We start from the raw sequence: 18066 nt of genomic DNA on the forward strand, positions 1-18066 counted from the left end.
TCATGCACGAACAACTGCAATCGACCAGCCAATCTGGCACTGTATTGATTGTTGAAGATGAGCCCAAACTCGGCCAGTTATTGGTCGATTACCTGCAAGCAGCAGGTTACAGCACCCAGTGGCTCACCAATGGGGCCGAAGTGGTCGCCGCAGTACGCCAGGCCCCTCCGGCCATCATCTTGCTGGATCTCATGTTACCCGGCAGTGATGGCATCAGTATTTGCCGTGAAATCCGCCGTTTTTCCGATGTTCCTATCATGATGGTCACAGCGAAAACGGAAGAGATTGACCGACTATTAGGATTGGAAATTGGGGCTGATGATTATATCTGCAAACCCTATAGCCCGCGGGAAGTGGTGGCGCGGGTCAAAACTATCTTGCGTCGCTGCCAACAACAGCGGGAACAACCCAGTGAAAGTGCGCCGCTGCTGATTGATGAATCCCGCTTCCAGGCCAGCTACCAAGGCCATTTTCTGGAGCTGACCCCGGCGGAGTTTCGCCTGTTGAAAATCCTGGCAACCCAACCGGGCCATGTCTTTAGCCGCGAGCAACTGCTGAATAACCTGTATGACGATTACCGCGTGGTGACTGACCGCACTATCGACAGCCATATCAAAAATCTGCGCCGTAAATTGGAATCCCTCGATGGCGAGAAGCCCTTTATTCGCGCGGTTTATGGCATGGGGTATCGCTGGGAAGCTGAGATCTGCCGTTTATTGTAAGGTAACCGTCACTCTGCCCCAAATAATTCGAATTACAGCCAACGCCCATGCAGTTTGAGGTCTGACGGGGAGATATCTGCATTATGTTGGTGGTGTATCAGTCGTTGACTACACTCTAATAGTGTATATCACCCAAAGGAGCAATATTATGTCCACCGGTCACTATGAGATTAAGAAAGCAAAAAATGGGCAGTACCATTTCAATCTGAAAGCCAGCAATGGCGAAATTATTCTCACCAGTGAGATGTATGCCAGCAAAGCCTCTGCTGAAAATGGCATAGCATCGGTACAAAGTAACTCCCCACTGGAAAGCCAATATGAGCTAAAGCTCAACACTAAAAATGAACCCTACTTCGTGTTGAAAGCAAAAAATCATCAGATTATTGGGGTCAGTGAATCCTACAGTTCCGAAGCTGCCGCTAAAAAGGGTATTGCTTCTGTCGTAAAAAATGGCCCGACTACCATTATTAAAGACCTAACGCTGTAATTTTATTGATTTGATAGCACTATTTTGCCGAGCTATTCCTACTAAAAATGTACCTGCGCGGGACATCTGACCGCGCATTTTCTCTTCATATTGATCCAAATCATTTAAAGCTTACAAAAATTGTGCAATGGCTGATTTTCACGGTAAGCAAGGTTACAATCCTCGGTTTTTAGCCACCCCCTCGGGCGTGGTTCTGACTTGAACTCAGACTGAGAGCCGTGATATGTCCTTACCAAAAGAATCGTCATCATCAATATCTTCACCCAATCTGCCTTTTACTCCGGAATTACTCTCCCCGGCCGGCACCCTGAAAAACATGCGTTATGCTTTTGCTTATGGTGCAGATGCCGTTTATGCCGGTCAGCCGCGCTATAGCCTGCGGGTGCGTAATAATGAATTCAATCATGAGAATCTGGCATTAGGTATTCAGGAAGCCCACTCTCTGGGCAAGCGCTTCTATGTGGTGGTGAATATTGCCCCCCACAATTCCAAGCTAAAAACCTTTCTGCGTGATTTAAAACCGGTGATTGATATGGGGCCAGATGCCCTGATTATGTCTGACCCCGGCTTAATCATGATGGTGCGCGAGACTTTCCCACAGATGGATATTCACCTGTCGGTGCAAGCCAATGCCGTTAACTGGGCGACCGTTAAATTCTGGCAGCAAATGGGCTTGACCCGCGTAATACTTTCCCGTGAATTATCATTGGAAGAAATCGCTGAAATTCGCGCACAAGTGCCCGACATGGAGCTGGAAATTTTTGTGCACGGTGCACTCTGTATGGCCTATTCCGGCCGTTGCCTACTCTCCGGCTACATAAACAAACGTGACCCGAATCAGGGAACATGCACCAATGCTTGCCGCTGGGAATATAATGTCCAGGAAGGTAAAGAAGATGATATTGGCAATATCGTGCATGTCCATCAACCTATTGCGGTGAAGAATGTCGAACCTACATTAGGTATCGGCGCCCCAACTGATAAAGTTTTTATGATAGAAGAAGCCCAGCGCCCGGGTGAGTATATGACGGCGACTGAAGATGAGCATGGCACTTACATCATGAACTCTAAAGACTTACGTGCGATTCAACATGTCGAGCGCTTGACCCAAATGGGCGTGCATTCGCTGAAAATCGAGGGCCGCACTAAGTCATTCTATTATTGTGCCCGCACCGCGCAGGTTTATCGCCGTGCGATTGATGACGCCGTAGCAGGTAAACCTTTCGACCCGACTTTGCTGACGACATTGGAGGGATTGGCTCACCGCGGTTACACCGAGGGTTTCCTACGCCGCCATGTGCATGAAGATCAACAAACTTACGACTACGGCTATTCAGTTTCAGAACGCCAGCAATTTGTCGGCGAATTTACCGGTGTACGCCGTGATGGGCTGGCTGAAGTGATAGTCAAAAATAAATTCTCAGCCGGTGACAGTGTTGAGTTGATGACTCCCCAGGGTAATATCCAGTTTATCCTTGAAAGGATGCAGGATAAAAAGGGCCAACCAGCAGATATCGCACCGGGTAACGGGCATATCATGTATTTACCGATTCCTGAAGACATTAATGTAGAATATGGCTTACTGATACGGAATTTGAACGGAACAAATAGCCGTAATCCTCACGAAAAAGCCTAGGAAGCAGCAATACAAAATAATGCCATCACTAAGATGGCATTTTTAGCAAATATTAGAAATGGATCACATCAATTATAATAGCACTGGGGTAGGATAGCTCGAGTACAATCAAGAACTAAAAAAGTTTTACAGCAAGACTAGGAACCACCTCCTTGGCTAGCCCAATCTCCCTTGGGCTGGCCTTTTCTTTTTAGTTATCCTAACATATTGATTATATATGGATTTCCTAATTCATTTATTATTAGTGGTTCTTGTTATACTGTTGGATAATAACAAAAGTTACCTCCCAGCATGAATAATCCTACACCCAATAAAAATTATCTTAGCTAAATAAATATTCCAGTAAAAATAAAAACTATTTTATTAGGGGCAACTATTACTGATATTGTCCGTTATTTATTGAATAATCTGATAGATAAATTAAACCAGTGTGGGTTATTGTTAAGTTTATTGCAGAAACTCTCTGGAGCAAGTTATGACTTCAATGCCACAAACACTTCTCATCCTTAATGGTAAAGAAGCGGGCAACCAAGATGTTCGCAATGCTGTCAAAAACTTGCGCGAGGAAGGTGCGACTCTCCATGTTCGCGTCACCTGGGAGCACGGTGATGCAAAACGCTATGTTGAAGAAGCCGCATTATTGGCGGTCGAGACAGTCATTGCCGGTGGTGGAGACGGCACTATCAATGAAGTCGCCAGCGCACTGATAACATTACCTGAGGTAAATCGCCCCAGTTTGGGTATCCTGCCACTGGGGACAGCCAACGATTTCGCTACCAGTTGCAGCATTCCTCTGCAAATAGAAAACGCATTGCAGCTCGCGGTGAAAGGCCGCGCGGTTGCCATTGATTTAGCACAAGTGAATGATAAACACTATTTTATCAATATGGCCACAGGGGGCTTTGGGACTCGCATAACGACCGAGACGCCGGACAAACTCAAGGCGGTATTAGGTGGCGCGTCTTACTTTATTCACGGCCTGATGCGTATGGACGCTATTAAAGCGGACAGTTGTGAAATTCGTGGCCCTGGCTTTGAATGGTCTGGCGATGCCTTGGTAATAGGAATTGGCAATGGCCGACAAGCCGGTGGTGGACAACCTCTCTGCCCCGATGCTCTGATTAATGATGGTTTGTTGCAATTACGCTTGTTGATCGCCGAAGAATTACTTCCCGCACTGCTGAGCAGCGTCTTCAGTGGTGAGAAAAACAAAAATGTGATTGAAACATCGCTACCCTGGCTCGACATCACTGCGCCCCATGACATCACCTTCAATCTGGATGGTGAACCCTTATCAGGAAAAAACTTTCATATTGAGATAATCCCCAATGCTATTCAATGTCGCCTCCCCCCGAATTGTGAGCTGCTAGGCTAACTATCTGCACAGAGGCTAGCGCCAGTTAGCCCCTGATTATCCTCTGTTTTATCCCTACTTCGGCTTCTGAATCTTCTATTTCAAATCCGACCTCAGCGTAGGCTACCGCATTATCATCACACCAAAACCTTTCATTTCGATCTGATTTTCTTTTATTTTTAATATTCACTTTGAAAGCTTTTTCTTTCAAAGTGTGATCTATATGCAATAAATAGATCTAAAAAATGATTATGGTAGTGCACATGGCGACAAACAAGATGCTGAGGTTCACTCTGATATTTCAGCATTTTGAAACCGCTTTAGCACGCGGAACATTAAATTCCTTTTGATAACAACTAGTTTGATAACAAAAGTATATAAAAACAGCCATAACCTCGATTACAGGAGAAGAAGAATGATTGAACTTATAACCCATGGAGCCGAGTGGTTTATCGGGCTCTTCCAAAAAGGGGGAGAAGTTTTTGTTGGAATGGTCACCGGGATTTTACCTTTATTAATTAGTTTGTTAGTCATCATGAATGCGCTGATCAAATTTGTCGGTCAGGACAGAATTGAACGATTGGCGCAACGTTGCGCGGGGAACCCTGTTTCTCGTTATCTGTTGCTGCCAGTGATTGGCACCTTTGTATTCTGTAACCCGATGACATTAAGTCTCGGGCGCTTTATGCCAGAAAAATACAAACCGAGCTATTACGCCGCAGCGTCTTACAGCTGTCACTCAATGAATGGTTTGTTCCCACACATCAACCCAGGTGAGTTGTTCGTCTACCTCGGTATAGCCAGTGGTTTAACCACACTGGGCTTGCCATTAGGCCCGCTGGCGGTGAGCTACTTCTTGGTCGGGATGGTTACCAACTTCTTCCGCGGCTGGATTACTGACCTGACGACATCCATTTTCGAACGCAAAATGGGCATCCGCCTGGATCGTAACGTACAACTTTAATATGTAATTCAAATACATACTGTGTGGAGCAGATCATGAGTGAATTTATCCGGATTGAAAAAGGCGAAGGCGGTTGGGGCGGCCCATTAGAGTTGCCAATCGTCCCCGGTAAAAAAATTGTCTATATCACTGCCGGTACCCGCCCGGCCATTATTGACCGCATCAGCGAACTGACTGGCTGGGAAGCCGTCGATGGGTTCAAAGAAGGCGAGCCACCAGCAGAAGAAATCGCCATTGCCATTATTGACTGTGGGGGCACTCTGCGCTGTGGTTTGTACCCTAAGCGCCGTATACCTACCGTCAACATCCATTCAACCGGTCAATCTGGGCCGATGGCGAAATACATACTGGAAGATATCTATGTTTCCGGCGTCCGTGAAAAGAATATCCAGAAAATCAGTAAAACCGACACTGCGGCAGCTCCGACAGTAGAAACCACACCCAAAGCGGCGGAAACCCCTACAGCTAAAGGGGGCCGTGATTACGATACCACCAAGAAAATCACTGAACAAAGTGATGGTTTGCTAGCAAAAGTGGGGATGGGCATGGGCTCTGTTGTGGCCGTGTTCTTCCAGTCAGGCCGCGACACCATTGATACCGTGCTGAAAACTATTCTGCCGTTTATGGCCTTCGTCTCGGCATTAATCGGCATCATCATGGCGTCCGGTTTAGGTGATTTTATTGCCCACGGCTTAACACCGCTGGCCAGTAGCCCGATTGGATTAGTGCTTTTGGCACTGATTTGTTCTTTCCCGCTGTTGTCACCGTTCTTAGGCCCAGGGGCCGTTATCGCACAAGTTATCGGCGTATTGGTCGGGGTACAAATTGGTTTGGGGAATATTCCACCTCAATTAGCTCTGCCAGCGTTATTTGCGATTAATGCTCAGGCGGCCTGTGACTTTATCCCAGTCGGCCTGTCTCTGGCTGAAGCGAAGCAAGATACCGTCCGCGTAGGTGTCCCATCCGTCTTGGTTGGCCGCTTCCTGACGGGTGCACCGACAGTATTGATTGCTTGGGCAGCATCTGCCTTTATTTATCAATAAGACCTTATCAGCAAGAGAGAAGAATTAGATTTTCTGTAATAAATTCAACGGTTAAGGATGTACGTATGAATACTATTTATCAGACAACCATTACCAATATCGGAGACAGCGCCCGTGAGGCGCTGCTGGATGACATGCTCATCACCTTCCGCGAAGGGGCACCTAAAGATATTGAAGAGTTCTGTTTTATCCACCAGCACAGCACCACTGATGGGGAATTACAGGCTGGCAACATTATGGAATTGGCAGAGATACGCTATGTCATCACCGCCGTGGGCGAAGTGGCGACGCAAAACCTGCGTGAACTGGGCCACATCACTATCCGATTTAATGGTGATGAGCAGCCAGAGTTCCCAGGTTCCATTCATGTGATTGGCCCGACACCGACTGATATTTCCGTCGGTAGTTCATTGAAATTTATTCGTTAATTTATTTATATCCGGCGTCATTGGCGTTGCAGCTAACACCGCGGCAACGCCAAGTACCAAGGGTATTAGCCAAAGTAATTGAAGTTGCAGCAAGGCAGCAAGTGAACAAATCCCGATGAGCTGACACCCGTCAGTAATTCGAGTTTGTGAGAGTAGCTAACACTGCTGCGGCTTCAAGTACGAAGGATAATTTTGGAGGTGTATATGTCACAACAAGTAGCAGTAGTAATTGGTGGTGGGCAAACTCTGGGGGCATTTTTGTGCCATGGCCTGGCCGAAGCGGGTTATAAAGTGGCGGTTGCTGATTTGAATTCAGATAACGCACAGCTGGTCGCCGATCAGATTAATACCGAATATGGTGCTGATAGCGCACAAGGTTTCCAGGTTGATGCAACCAATGAAAGCAGTGTACAGATGTTGGCAAAAGCGGTCGATCAGCGCTTCCATCAAGCAAACTTACTGGTTTACAGTGCCGGTATTGCCAAGGCCGCACCTATCACTGATTTCCCGCTAGATGATTTTGACCGCTCATTACAAGTGAACCTGGTGGGTTACTTCTTATGCGCACGTGAATTCTCCCGCCTAATGATCCGTGATGGTATTGCCGGACGCATCATCCAAATCAATTCTAAATCGGGTAAAGTGGGCAGCAAACACAACTCAGGTTACAGTGCAGCGAAATTTGGTGGTGTGGGTTTGACACAATCATTAGCACTGGATTTGGCGGATTACGGCATCACCGTCCATTCACTGATGTTAGGTAATTTGTTAAAATCGCCGATGTTCCAATCACTTTTACCGCAATACGCTGCAAAATTGGGCATTAAACCGGAAGAGGTTGAAAAATATTATACCGATAAAGTGCCACTAAAACGTGGCTGCGATTATCAAGATGTGCTTAATACCCTGTTGTTCTACGCCAGTGATAAAGCCGCGTATTGTACCGGCCAATCTATTAACATTACCGGCGGACAAGTGATGTTTTAAAGTAATAAGTTATCAAGCCCGAATCACTGACTCGCACCAGTGGTTCGGGTGATAAATCTGCCGAATGCACCTAACACCGCGGCGGCGTCAAGGCGAAAGATATGACTCAAAGCCATTGGCGTTGCAGCAAGGCAGCCAACGAATAAATCCCGATGAGCTGACATCAGTCAGTGATTCGGGTGCATGAGTGCAGCTAACACCGCTGCGGCGTCAAGGGCGAAGAGGAAAGAGAAGATGGCTCCTACATCAGCACTAATCAGCATTGTTATCATCGCCTGGGTACTTCAGATATTGCTGGGATGGTGGCAAATCAACCGCTTTAACCGTGCTTTTGATCGGCTTTGCCAAAACAGTAAATCAGTCGGAGTCGGCCGTTCTGGCGGGCGTTTTAAACCGAGAGTGGTGATGGCACTGGCTTTTGATGAAAATATGCGCGTCAGTGACAGCATGATCATGCGCGGAATCAGTGTTTTTGCCCGCCCACGCGCATTACCGCACCTTCATGGATTACATCAGCAGGATTTAATCCCGGATGTGATCTTCCCTACGGATACAGCATGTCAAACTGCACTATCATTAGCGATTAAACCGAAATCATGATATTTTCATAATGAAAGTTATTCTTTTTCATGTGAAAGTTATGCCTGAAAAAGAGGCAATGGAAATACTTGAACAGGTATCGTTATGAAACCAAAGCAGCGACAAGTCGCTATCCTGGAATATCTCCAGCAACACGGTAAAACGGCAGTTGATCAACTTGCCGCCCATTTTTCGACCACTGGTACCACAATCCGCAAAGATTTAACCAGTCTCGAAAATGAAGGAGCCGTTATTCGCACCTACGGCGGGGTGGTATTAAATCGTGATGATGTTGAGCAACCCATCGACCGTAAAACTCATATTAATACCGAGAAGAAAAAGCAAATCGCCAAAGCGGCCAGCAAGTTAATCAAAGACGGCGATAGCCTGGTTTTTGATGCGGGCAGTACTGTGTTGCAAATGGTTCCCCATCTCACCAAATTTAACAATATTACGGTGATGACCAACAGTTTGCATATCGTCAATGAACTGGTTGAGCTGGATAACGATCAGACTATCTTGATGCCGGGCGGGACTTATCGTAAAGGTTCGGCTTCTTTTCATGGCAGCCTGGCAGAATCAGCCTTTGATAATTTCAGCTTTGACAAGCTCTTTATCGGCGCAGATGGCGTCGATATCAAAGCGGGTGTCACCACATTTAACGAAGTTTATCATGTCAGCACCGCTATGTGTCACGCCGCCAGTCGCATTATTCTGCTGGTCGACTCTTCCAAATTTGGCCGTAAAAGCCCCAATGTCGTTTGTGCGCTGAGTGCCGTCGATACCCTGATTACTGATAAAGGTATTAGTGACGAGTATTTGCAAGAACTACAAAAAATGGGCATTAACATCATTCTGGTTGATAAAGATGACTAACTCATTGCTTACCTATGCCCGTGAAACACTGGAAATTGAGCTGACAGAAGCCCAGCGCCTATTATCACGTTTGGATGATAATTTTGTTCGTGCGTGTGAGTTATTGTTGGCCTGTACCGGTAAAGCGGTGGTTTCTGGCATTGGCAAATCCGGCCATATTGGCAAAAAAATTGCCGCCTCACTGGCCAGCACCGGCACCCCGGCCTTTTTCGTGCACCCTGCCGAGGCATTGCACGGTGATTTGGGTATGATTGGCCCGCAAGATGTGCTGATTTTTATCTCTTATTCGGGTCGTGCCAAAGAACTGGATCTGATCCTGCCCTTGCTGGCCGACAGCCATATTCCAGTGATTGCGATTACCGGCGGTTTAGAGTCGCCATTAGCGTTGGCAGCAGCTTGCGTGCTGGATATCAGTGTTGAGCATGAAGCTTGCCCGATGGGGCTAGCGCCAACATCCAGCGCCGTCAATACCCTGATGATGGGCGACGCGCTGGCAATGGCATTAATGCGCCATCGCGGTTTCAACGCAGAAGACTTTGCACGCTCACACCCCGGTGGCAGTTTGGGTGCGCGATTGCTCAACCGAGTTCATCATTTAATGAGAACCGGTGACCGTTTGCCGGTAGTGAATGAATCCGATAGCGTGATGGAAGCCATGCTGGAATTAAGCCGCACCGGATTAGGGCTGGTGGCAGTGTGTGATCCGAACCAACGGGTGGTCGGGGTATTCACTGATGGTGATTTACGCCGCTGGTTGGTTAAAGGCGGCACTTTACAACAGCCGCTCGGCGGCGCGATCACTCGCCCAGGTTACCGCTTGCCAGAACAATGGCGGGCAGGAGAAGCATTGGAAGCACTGCATCAGCATCATATCAGTGCGGCACCGGTGGTTAACCTTGATGGGAAATTGGTCGGCGCGATCAATCTGCATGACTTGCACCAGGCGGGCGTCGGTTGATATCCCCGTCATCTTTCAAGTTGCAGGTGTGTTGGCTGCTCTCACTTACCCGAATCACTTACTCGTGTAAGCTCATCGGGATATTCTCGTTGGCCGCCTTCCTGCAATTTGAAATCTATTGGGGATATGTTTGTTGTCATCTTTCAAGTTGCAGGTGTGTTGGCTGCTCTCACTTACCCGAATCACTGACTGATGTCAGCTTATCGGAAACTTTTGTTGGCTGCTTACCTGCAACTTGAACACCATCAACAATCAGTGCCAGTTAGGATCTTGCTCTAATTGTTTTTTCAACAGCGCCTGAACCCTCTCACTCGGGCGGCCAAGCCATTGATAAGTGGCGAACTTGCTCGGAGTATTGATCGCTTCTGGCTTATCCTCTACCGACACTCGCATTCCCCATGCCTGCCAAACTTGTTTTTTATCCTTGCTAAAAGCCACCCACATAAAGTTATAACTGCAATCATGAGGTTTACAAATTCGCCCCACTTTATACTGCTGCCCTTCCCAGTTGATGATTTCATACGGCGCGGATGTCCCTACCCCTTTACGCGCCCATGCGGGCAAATTTTTCTGGCTCTTCACCATTTTTTGCCAGCTATTTTTATACACCGGCTGTTGCAGTAAGTCTGCTGTGGTAGGAGGGAGTTTATCTGGCTCGGGCTGAACAGGCGTTGAATTTGATGGAGCCGAAGTAACATTCATCGCTGGCTGCGCGAAAGCCCAGGAGCTGGCACTGAGTATCGCCGCAGCAACAAGACAATGGAGGGTTTTGTGACCTTTCATTATCGAAATCCTTATTATCTGGTTAATCTACTCGCCAAGTATTGAATAGGCCTCATTGGCATGCGTGATAGTAGTTTGCATGTCTATGACCCTTAACTGTAGGAAAAGTTGATCTATAGCACGAATTTTCATCCTAATTCTCGTTATAGCGCAATCTGTATGACAGCTTGATGTAAGCTATAAACCAGACAATGTTCAGTTGATAAACCTACTCCAGAAGGCCCTGCTATGTTGACCCTTGAGTTGCCCGAAGCCCCCAAGAAGCTGTATTACTCTGCTGGGGATGCCCATCCGCTAGATAAGCTTGAGAGCGATAAAATCGTCCAAATGGTGATCGACCTGGATGTTGCCAACTCTGACAGTGAGCACTATGTTACCGGCTGGATGGGGCTAAATAGCGTGGTGGTGATACGGAATTATCAAAATAAGCGCGGTACCGCCAATGGTTTTGTGCTGAACAAAGGGGATCAATATCGGCTGAGTATTCAGTCGATTGAGTTTCGTATCCCCAAGATGGTGTTGTGGATGAGTTTTCGCCGCAAGCCCCGCACCATGGAGTTAATAACTTACGAAACATTAGGCGACCAACCCAGTGGTATGCAGCAATATCGTAATATTCTCGAAGAGGAATTACGCCAGCAACTGGATGAAGATTGGCGCGAACTGAACGATTATCTGGGCGCGGCTTGTTGGCAAATCGAAAATAATGTTCCTTTGTGGCAGCAAGCGCATCGAGAAATAACTTTGGATGCCATCAACCAACTCGCGGCAGCCTCCATTTTTCGGACCAAACATTTGCAAACTGATGGTAATTATGCCGGTTTCTGGGCGGGAGAATACTTTTTTGCCGTCAGACAACCTACGGCAGATAACCCCTTGCCAGCGATGCAAATTTCCTGGCGGGAAGGCGAAAAAGACATCGGTAGCTATCAGTTCGATCTGATAAAAGATGAAGCAGGCGAGCCGAAGTTGCTATTGTGCATTCGCCCGCGCAAAGGGGCTAAAAGTTACCTGCTTAACCGTTTTGATGCTCAGCATTTGCAGCGTGCCGTCGCGATGTTTACCATGACACAGCGCTATTTACTGGCGTAATAATCCCATCGGCTTCAGCACCCAGAGTCAGTGATTCGGGTACATGAGCACAGCTAACCCCCCTGCGGCTTCAAGGGCAAAAAGATACCCAAAGCCATTGGAGTTGCAGGTAGGCGGCAAGTGAATACATCCCGATGAGCTGACATCAGTCAGTGATTCGGGTACATGAGCACAGCTAACACCCCTGCGGCTTCAAGGGCAAAAAGATACCCAAAGCCATTGGAGTTGCAGGTAGGCGGCAAGTGAATACATCCCGATGAGCTGACATCAGTCAGTGATTCGGGTACGTGAGCGCAGCTAACACCCCTGCGGCTTCAAGGGAGCAGGGTATCACCACCATGGGTGGAAATGGTGCACCGGCCCGATCCCCTGCCCCACTTCGAGGGTATCGGCCTGCTCCAGCGCCCCTTGTAGATAGTCTTTGGCTGCTCTCACGGTGTCGGCCCAACTCGCGTGCCGTGGGCGCAATGCCGCCAGTGCTGCCGATAAGGTGCAACCGGTGCCGTGGGTATGTCGGGTATTAACCCGGCGCGTCACAAAGCGCTGCTCACCCTGCGCGGTAAATAACCAATCAGGGCTTTCTTGGCCGCTCAGATGCCCGCCTTTCATCAATACCCCCTGACAGCCCAGAGCCAACAGCGCTCGTCCCTGTTCACACATTTCTTGCTCATTATGTGCGGGCTGACAATCAAGTAGTGCTGCGGCTTCCGGCAAATTAGGTGTAATCAAAGCAACTTGCGGGAGCAGTAAGCGGCGCACGGCATCAACGGCCTCAGGTGCGAGCAACGGATCCCCGCTTTTGGCAACCATTACGGTATCTAACACTACAAATGGGATAGGATAACGGCGCAGTTGCATAGCAACAATATCGACAATTTCCGCATTTGCCAGCATGCCGATTTTAGCGCTATCGATACGCACATCACTGAGAACAGAATCTAATTGAGCAGCAACAAAGGCCGGTTCGATGGGATAGACCGACTGCACACCACGGGTATTTTGCGCCACTAAAGCGGTAATAACACTGGTGCCGTAGGCCTGTAATGCAGAAAAGGTTTTTAGATCAGCCTGGATACCGGCACCGCCGCTTGGGTCAGTTCCGGCAATAGTTAACACATTGATTCGCTTCATTAATATACTTCCCTACGCTGGCATAATCCAGATCAGGTAATACGGGTAATATCTCAGCCATACCACTCTTTGTGGAGGCACCCCGAGTCAGAATTGTTATTATCACGGGCAAGTGATAGAAGATCAATCATGCATTCACCAAATCAATGTTCAACTCAGCAATCTTGGAGAGATAACCGAAGAATGAGCATCCAGATTCGTCAGTATCAGGAAAGTGACCGGCCATTTTTGCGCACTTTGTATTTGGCATCACGTCGGGCAGCTTTTAGCTGGCTGGATGGGGAGCGTTTTCATCTGGAGGATTTTGATAGCGCCATCCTTGACGAGACCATTTTGGTCGCTATTGACGGCGATAATCATCTGGGTTTTGCTTCCATATTTATAGCGGAGAACTTCCTGCATAATCTATTTGTTGCCCCTCACATTCAGCAACGTGGGGTCGGTAAGGCTTTATTGCTGGCGGCACAAAATCTATTTACCGGCCAGGGTTCATTAAAGTGCCTGACAAAAAACCAGCAAGCACGGGTATTTTATCAAAAGCATGGTTGGGTGGAAATTGCTACGGGGAAAAGCCATGATGGCGACTATATTTTGATGCATTGGCATAATTAAAAAGTTAAATAAGGATAATATTGATAATATTGAGTAGAAATTTAAATAAGGTAAAAACCTGATTAATGTGCAGTTGGCTACCTCCCTATAACACGTCATGCTACAGTTAAACTCAAATGTCACTTGAATAAACTTAATTAAGGATAACTATGCTGACCGTATCTGGAAGTTCAAATTCATTCACAGTAAATCTCGCCAAAATCAATAACATCTCATCGGGAATAAATAGTGAACAGCAGAAAATTGGCACTCGATATGAAGCAATAGACCATATTAAGACCTTGACCCATGATAAATATGGCGAACTATTTGAAGTGGAAAACACTATTGGCAGCTTAAATGGTAAAACAGAAGTCCCACTAAGGTCGATTGAACTCGCGAGTGGTGAAAAGCAATATTTTGCTACGGCCAAAATGGATCCCAGGAAATATTTCTATATTGAAGATAGCTTTGACAATCAATGGAATATGAAGGATTTATCTATTACAGACTATAACATACGTCACGTGGTTTTTATTTTCGGCTCTGAATTCTCTTCCAATACCTTTCCCATTGGCATGAATCTTTCGACCGAAAAGACAGAAGAAATTGACGATATTTATTATGTACACTGCCACCAGACAATTAAATTCGCGTTACATGAATCACGACTTGACGAAAATGAAATAAAACAAAAGTCAAAATTAATAAATAGTATTATTAATGAAAAAAAACCAGAATTAATACAGTTATTAAAAAACTGCACCTCCAGAAACATCAATTGTTCCAGTAAGGATGCGGTAAAACTTTGTGAGGAATTCCCCAAAATCTTTGATAGCACCGATACAGTCACACCCAATATGCAAATCAATGCACACAAACTGGTAAATGAACTTGAAAAAAATGGTTAAGCAAACAAAGGGAACTTGGTTCCCTTTGTTTTATCTTCTATTCTCCGCGTAATGCTTTAACATCATCGGCTTTGATATTCAGAGTGGGTTGGCCAAACTGTTGCAATAGATAATTGCTCAAACTGACAACCTGCTCATCCGTTAATGTGTTGGCAAAACCGGGCATAAAGACTTCGCCGTCATTAGTTTTGCGCGATACGCCATGCAATATCACGTTAATCATATTATTAGGTGTGGAAGCACCCACCGCCGAATTTTTCATCAATGATGGATAATAACCGTCTTTTACGCCCTCACCGGTAAAGCTGTGGCAACTGGCACAGTTTCCCAAATACAAGCGCGCGCCGTCAGTGTTATTATTCGCCGTGAAAGGTACGCCACGTAATGTATTAACACTGGTCGCCGACTGCCCCCAATCCGAACGGCTCTTAGTTTCGTCATTTGGATTCAATGGCTTCAGGGTGCGCAAATAAACTGCCATTGCATTCAGATCACTGTCAGTCAAATGCCGGGTGCTGTTTTCAATCACTTCCGCCATCGGCCCAGCGGCTTGCGCTTTACCATCGACATGGCCACTGCGCAGATATTGCACCACCTGCTGCTGACTCCAGCCCCCAATCCCAGCATGTGGGTCTGAGGTAATATTGAATGCCGTCCAGCCATCAATATCCGCACCGGAATAAGCTTTACTGTCTTTCATTCCCATGGTGATATTACGCGGAGTATGACATTCACCACAATGCCCCAGCGCCTCAACAAAATATGCGCCCTGATTCCATTGTGCATCTTTGCTCGCATCAGGCTGGAAGCGCTGCCCCTCAAAGTTCACCAAATTCCAGAACCACAACCCCCAGCGCTGATTGAATGGGAATGGCATGTCATTTTCGCGGTTTGGCTGATGCACCGCCGGTAAACTGAATAAATAAGCTTTGATGGCTTTGACATCGTCATCGGTCAGCAAGGTATATGAGGTATAAGGGAAAGCAGGATAAAGATTCTCGCCGTTTTTACCTTTCCCTTCATGCAATGCGCGCAAAAACTCTTCATCCGTCCAACTGCCAATTCCAGTTTCTTTATCGGGGGTAATATTCGGCGAATATAAGGTGCCCATCGGGGTTTTAAAGGCTAATCCACCGGCAAAGGGTTTGCCATCTTTGGTGGTGTGGCACGCCACACAGTCCGCAGCTTGGGTCAGATACTCACCACGCGCAATCAGGTTAGCGTCCGCATTGGCATATCCGGTTGCAGCTAATCCTAATGCTATAAACAAGAATTTCACTGAGTGACCCAGGGTTTGCTTTTTCATATTACACCTCGGCCTTGAGCGTTTCAGCAATGCGCAGAGAGAGTGCGGCAATCGTCAAAGTACAGTTCACTGAACCGACAGTTGGCATCACACTGCTGCTGGCGATAAACAAATTTTTGTGGTCATGGGTGCGGCAATCACTGTCCACCACAGAATCTTTGGGGTCATTGCCCATAATGGTGGTGCCAGTAATATGGTTATTATTGGCAAAGTTATTGTGGAACTGCACTTCAGTGCCGCCCATCAATCTGGCCGCTTCGGCATAGACTTGCTGAGTATGCACTGCACTTTTGCGCACATAATCATCCATTGCATAGTAAAATTCCGGCTTCGGAATGCCAATCGCGTCTTTCTCTGTCGAGCTGGGAATAATACGATTTTCCACATGCGGCAAGATTTCATGGAAACTGTCGAATTGCACAAAACGCGCCGCCCGGTCGCGGATTTTGGCGTCAAGCTGCGGCCCGAGTTGCAATTCACCCTGCTTGAGCAACTCAATGGTGACTTGATCTGTGCGGGACAAATTAGATAAATGAATCTTTTTCGCCGCATATTCAGCACGGAATGCGCCATCGCGGAACCCAATCAAAGAGGTCATTTCCTGCGGGCCACGCCCCGGCCAGAGCGGCTCACTAGCCATAAAGGTGACGCCAGTGCCAGGGTGATCCATCAGATTACGCCCGACCATATCGGAGCTATTCCCCACACCGAGCGGATTTTTATCACTGGTGGACATCAGCATCAGTTTCGGCGTTTCAATGCCATTGGCTGCCAACACAAAATACTTGCCCTCAGCACGGTGCTCATTACCTTGTGCATCCTTAAACAGGGCGGCGGTAATTTGCTGCTGATCATCCACTTCTAGTTTATAAACCACGGCTTGTGGGCGGATAATCGCCCCCGCTAGCTCGGCTTTTTCAACATGAGTAATGGCATTATACATCGCCCCTATCGGGCAAATTGGCATACAGTTATTGTTGCCGCAGCAAGTGGGACGGCCATCATAAGGGCGACTGTTGCGCGCCACCGGCTCAGTCACCACATCAAAATGACTGCCATTAAAAGTGTGACTATTGAGCACGGTTTTAATACGCTGTTCATTCCACGATAACGGCAGCGGTGCCATCGGGTAAGGCGCACTACGCGGGGAGCCAAGATCTTCATCACTCGGCCCCCAAACACCCAGTTCCTGCTCTGCGCGTAAATACCATTTTTCCAACGTCGCATAGTCAATCGGCCAATCGCGCCCGACGCCATAAATGGTTTTTAGCTTGAAATCATTCGGCAGAAAACGCCAGGCCGATGCCGCCCAGTGCCAAGTAGTCCCCCCTACAGCGCGAATATATTGTACATCGTAGGGGTGTTCCCCCTTTTGAATCAAATAGTTATTATTAGGGTTAGATTCAGGATGAGGGGCATAAGATGTTGAAGGGTAAGGTGCCATATTGTCTGATTTATCGGGCTGATTGCGGAAGTTTTCCACAATTTCCCAGCGAGAAAGACGCGGACCCGCTTCTAAAACCAATACTGACTTGCCAGCCATCGCCAATTGATGTGCAACTAAACCGCCAGCAACGCCCGAACCAATAATGACGATGTCCGCCTTGAGTGTGTCAGCCATAAATGTATCCTCCAAAATTATAAGGCGACATCAGGCTTTACAGCCCAGTATCCGGGTTTATTCGGGCAATAAGAGCGAATAACCAACACATCGGATACCGCATCGAACATTAATGCATTTTCATAACTGATGACTGCCGCATCAGTTCCTTCACCAATCACTCCCACATACCAACCTTGCAAAATTTGCCGGGCAATCTGCTGTTGTAATGGCGGCCATTGCTGCGGTTCACCGCCAGGTAAAGGTTGTAATAAGGCCAGTTTCTGGTCAAAACCACCGATTTTACCGAGTAAAACCTGATAGAGGCGCTGCCCAACCTGCGCATTAAGTTGGCGCTTGCCGGTCAGGGCGCGGGAGACCAACATGAATCTTTCAAAGTTCTGCGGCGAAGTTTGAGTTGATGCTGCGAAAGCATCTAAAGAAAGAGGATTCATCAGGCTGCTGACCAGCCCGACACCGACATACCCCAGCAAACGTCGACGTGAAATACCACGTAACTGAGGGAGCGGAGTACGAGTTACCGACATATTTTTTCTCCACAAAAGAGCACACACGCAGTGTTTATCTGTTGATTATGTGACCATGCTGTTAATCGAC

The 18066-nt window shown here is 47.3% G+C and carries 19 protein-coding genes and 1 riboswitch; of the genes, 14 read left to right on the forward strand and 5 right to left on the reverse strand.

Features of this window, described 5'->3' with window-relative positions:
- The first annotated feature begins 2 nt into the window (after positions 1 to 2).
- From baeR to gutQ, 11 genes are all read left to right on the forward strand, one after another.
- Positions 3 to 722, forward strand: a complete 720-nt coding sequence (baeR, locus tag DX162_RS00280) for an envelope stress response regulator BaeR (RefSeq protein WP_004391264.1) — start codon at positions 3 to 5, stop codon at positions 720 to 722.
- Positions 723 to 870: 148 nt separating this feature from the next.
- Positions 871 to 1209: a YegP family protein gene (locus tag DX162_RS00285; protein ID WP_004391263.1), complete on the forward strand. Its 339-nt coding sequence runs from the start codon at positions 871 to 873 to the stop codon at positions 1207 to 1209.
- A 223-nt stretch (positions 1210 to 1432) separates the two neighbouring features.
- Complete coding sequence (trhP, locus tag DX162_RS00290; RefSeq protein WP_004391261.1) at positions 1433 to 2845, forward strand: prephenate-dependent tRNA uridine(34) hydroxylase TrhP; 1413 nt, start codon at positions 1433 to 1435, stop codon at positions 2843 to 2845.
- Between the two features lie 484 nt (positions 2846 to 3329).
- Positions 3330 to 4220, forward strand: a complete 891-nt coding sequence (yegS, locus tag DX162_RS00295) for a lipid kinase YegS (protein WP_080548314.1) — start codon at positions 3330 to 3332, stop codon at positions 4218 to 4220.
- 394 nt (positions 4221 to 4614) lie between these two features.
- Positions 4615 to 5163 carry a PTS glucitol/sorbitol transporter subunit IIC gene (srlA, locus tag DX162_RS00300; protein WP_004391259.1) on the forward strand — a complete coding sequence of 183 codons (549 nt, stop codon included), beginning with the start codon at positions 4615 to 4617 and terminating at the stop codon, positions 5161 to 5163.
- Between the two features lie 35 nt (positions 5164 to 5198).
- Complete coding sequence (srlE, locus tag DX162_RS00305) at positions 5199 to 6206, forward strand: PTS glucitol/sorbitol transporter subunit IIB (RefSeq protein ID WP_032820138.1); 1008 nt, start codon at positions 5199 to 5201, stop codon at positions 6204 to 6206.
- Between the two features lie 65 nt (positions 6207 to 6271).
- The gene (gene srlB / locus DX162_RS00310; protein WP_004391257.1) at positions 6272 to 6634 is read left to right on the forward strand and encodes a PTS glucitol/sorbitol transporter subunit IIA; all 363 of its coding nucleotides are present in this window, start codon (positions 6272 to 6274) and stop codon (positions 6632 to 6634) included.
- 204 nt (positions 6635 to 6838) lie between these two features.
- Positions 6839 to 7621: a sorbitol-6-phosphate dehydrogenase gene (srlD, locus tag DX162_RS00315; RefSeq protein ID WP_098080960.1), complete on the forward strand. Its 783-nt coding sequence runs from the start codon at positions 6839 to 6841 to the stop codon at positions 7619 to 7621.
- Positions 7622 to 7855: 234 nt separating this feature from the next.
- Positions 7856 to 8221 (forward strand): transcriptional regulator GutM, encoded by a 366-nt coding sequence (gutM, locus tag DX162_RS00320; RefSeq protein WP_004391254.1) that lies wholly within the window; start codon positions 7856 to 7858, stop codon positions 8219 to 8221.
- 84 nt (positions 8222 to 8305) lie between these two features.
- Positions 8306 to 9076, forward strand: coding sequence for a glucitol operon DNA-binding transcriptional repressor SrlR (srlR, locus tag DX162_RS00325; protein WP_004391253.1), 771 nt, complete (start codon positions 8306 to 8308; stop codon positions 9074 to 9076).
- Positions 9069 to 10034 (forward strand): arabinose-5-phosphate isomerase GutQ, encoded by a 966-nt coding sequence (gene gutQ, locus DX162_RS00330; protein WP_032820137.1) that lies wholly within the window; start codon positions 9069 to 9071, stop codon positions 10032 to 10034. Before srlR ends, gutQ begins: the two co-directional genes overlap by 8 nt.
- A 252-nt stretch (positions 10035 to 10286) precedes the next feature.
- Here gutQ and DX162_RS00335 read toward each other — a convergent pair whose 3' ends face one another.
- Complete coding sequence (locus DX162_RS00335) at positions 10287 to 10817, reverse strand: inhibitor of vertebrate lysozyme family protein (protein ID WP_004391251.1); 531 nt, start codon at positions 10815 to 10817, stop codon at positions 10287 to 10289.
- 228 nt (positions 10818 to 11045) lie between these two features.
- Here DX162_RS00335 and DX162_RS00340 point away from each other — a divergent pair, with 228 nt between their 5' ends.
- On the forward strand, positions 11046 to 11909 hold the full coding sequence (locus DX162_RS00340) for a hypothetical protein (protein WP_004391249.1): 864 nt from the start codon (positions 11046 to 11048) through the stop codon (positions 11907 to 11909).
- Between the two features lie 330 nt (positions 11910 to 12239).
- Here DX162_RS00340 and thiD read toward each other — a convergent pair whose 3' ends face one another.
- Complete coding sequence (thiD, locus tag DX162_RS00345; protein WP_004391247.1) at positions 12240 to 13040, reverse strand: bifunctional hydroxymethylpyrimidine kinase/phosphomethylpyrimidine kinase; 801 nt, start codon at positions 13038 to 13040, stop codon at positions 12240 to 12242.
- A riboswitch (TPP riboswitch) is annotated at positions 13033 to 13135 on the reverse strand. It overlaps the preceding gene by 8 nt.
- Before the next feature lie 88 nt (positions 13136 to 13223).
- Here thiD and DX162_RS00350 point away from each other — a divergent pair.
- Both DX162_RS00350 and DX162_RS00355 read left to right on the forward strand, forming a co-directional pair.
- Positions 13224 to 13652, forward strand: coding sequence for a GNAT family N-acetyltransferase (locus tag DX162_RS00350; protein ID WP_004391245.1), 429 nt, complete (start codon positions 13224 to 13226; stop codon positions 13650 to 13652).
- 149 nt (positions 13653 to 13801) lie between these two features.
- Entirely contained in the window at positions 13802 to 14542 is a 741-nt protein-coding gene (locus DX162_RS00355; RefSeq protein WP_004391244.1) for a hypothetical protein, read from the forward strand.
- 37 nt (positions 14543 to 14579) lie between these two features.
- On the opposite strand, the gene DX162_RS00360 is transcribed toward DX162_RS00355, so the two are convergent.
- Genes DX162_RS00360 through DX162_RS00370 form a run of 3 tightly spaced genes read right to left on the reverse strand, consistent with a single transcriptional unit; the run spans position 14580 to position 17996 of the window.
- Positions 14580 to 15848 (reverse strand): cytochrome c, encoded by a 1269-nt coding sequence (locus tag DX162_RS00360; protein WP_004391243.1) that lies wholly within the window; start codon positions 15846 to 15848, stop codon positions 14580 to 14582.
- Position 15849: 1 nt separating this feature from the next.
- Positions 15850 to 17469 carry a GMC family oxidoreductase gene (locus tag DX162_RS00365; protein ID WP_004391242.1) on the reverse strand — a complete coding sequence of 540 codons (1620 nt, stop codon included), beginning with the start codon at positions 17467 to 17469 and terminating at the stop codon, positions 15850 to 15852.
- Positions 17470 to 17486: 17 nt separating this feature from the next.
- Positions 17487 to 17996 (reverse strand): sugar dehydrogenase complex small subunit, encoded by a 510-nt coding sequence (locus DX162_RS00370; RefSeq protein ID WP_004391241.1) that lies wholly within the window; start codon positions 17994 to 17996, stop codon positions 17487 to 17489.
- Between the last annotated feature and the right edge of the window lie 70 nt (positions 17997 to 18066).

It is taken from the genome of Yersinia kristensenii (assembly GCF_900460525.1).
In the GTDB taxonomy this organism is placed as follows: domain Bacteria; phylum Pseudomonadota; class Gammaproteobacteria; order Enterobacterales; family Enterobacteriaceae; genus Yersinia; species Yersinia kristensenii.

Coding starts and splice junctions, on each gene's coding strand:
- DX162_RS00355 (WP_004391244.1), top strand. CDS start 13,802: ATGCTGACCGTATCTGGAAGTTCAAATTCATTCACAGTAAATCTCGCC.
- DX162_RS00365 (WP_004391242.1), bottom strand. CDS start 17,469: ATGGCTGACACACTCAAGGCGGACATCGTCATTATTGGTTCGGGCGTT.
- DX162_RS00340 (WP_004391249.1), top strand. CDS start 11,046: ATGTTGACCCTTGAGTTGCCCGAAGCCCCCAAGAAGCTGTATTACTCT.
- gutQ (WP_032820137.1), top strand. CDS start 9,069: ATGACTAACTCATTGCTTACCTATGCCCGTGAAACACTGGAAATTGAG.
- thiD (WP_004391247.1), bottom strand. CDS start 13,040: ATGAAGCGAATCAATGTGTTAACTATTGCCGGAACTGACCCAAGCGGC.
- DX162_RS00335 (WP_004391251.1), bottom strand. CDS start 10,817: ATGAAAGGTCACAAAACCCTCCATTGTCTTGTTGCTGCGGCGATACTC.
- baeR (WP_004391264.1), top strand. CDS start 3: ATGCACGAACAACTGCAATCGACCAGCCAATCTGGCACTGTATTGATT.
- srlB (WP_004391257.1), top strand. CDS start 6,272: ATGAATACTATTTATCAGACAACCATTACCAATATCGGAGACAGCGCC.
- srlR (WP_004391253.1), top strand. CDS start 8,306: ATGAAACCAAAGCAGCGACAAGTCGCTATCCTGGAATATCTCCAGCAA.
- srlA (WP_004391259.1), top strand. CDS start 4,615: ATGATTGAACTTATAACCCATGGAGCCGAGTGGTTTATCGGGCTCTTC.
- gutM (WP_004391254.1), top strand. CDS start 7,856: ATGGCTCCTACATCAGCACTAATCAGCATTGTTATCATCGCCTGGGTA.
- srlE (WP_032820138.1), top strand. CDS start 5,199: ATGAGTGAATTTATCCGGATTGAAAAAGGCGAAGGCGGTTGGGGCGGC.
- trhP (WP_004391261.1), top strand. CDS start 1,433: ATGTCCTTACCAAAAGAATCGTCATCATCAATATCTTCACCCAATCTG.
- yegS (WP_080548314.1), top strand. CDS start 3,330: ATGCCACAAACACTTCTCATCCTTAATGGTAAAGAAGCGGGCAACCAA.
- DX162_RS00350 (WP_004391245.1), top strand. CDS start 13,224: ATGAGCATCCAGATTCGTCAGTATCAGGAAAGTGACCGGCCATTTTTG.
- DX162_RS00285 (WP_004391263.1), top strand. CDS start 871: ATGTCCACCGGTCACTATGAGATTAAGAAAGCAAAAAATGGGCAGTAC.
- srlD (WP_098080960.1), top strand. CDS start 6,839: ATGTCACAACAAGTAGCAGTAGTAATTGGTGGTGGGCAAACTCTGGGG.
- DX162_RS00360 (WP_004391243.1), bottom strand. CDS start 15,848: ATGAAAAAGCAAACCCTGGGTCACTCAGTGAAATTCTTGTTTATAGCA.
- DX162_RS00370 (WP_004391241.1), bottom strand. CDS start 17,996: ATGTCGGTAACTCGTACTCCGCTCCCTCAGTTACGTGGTATTTCACGT.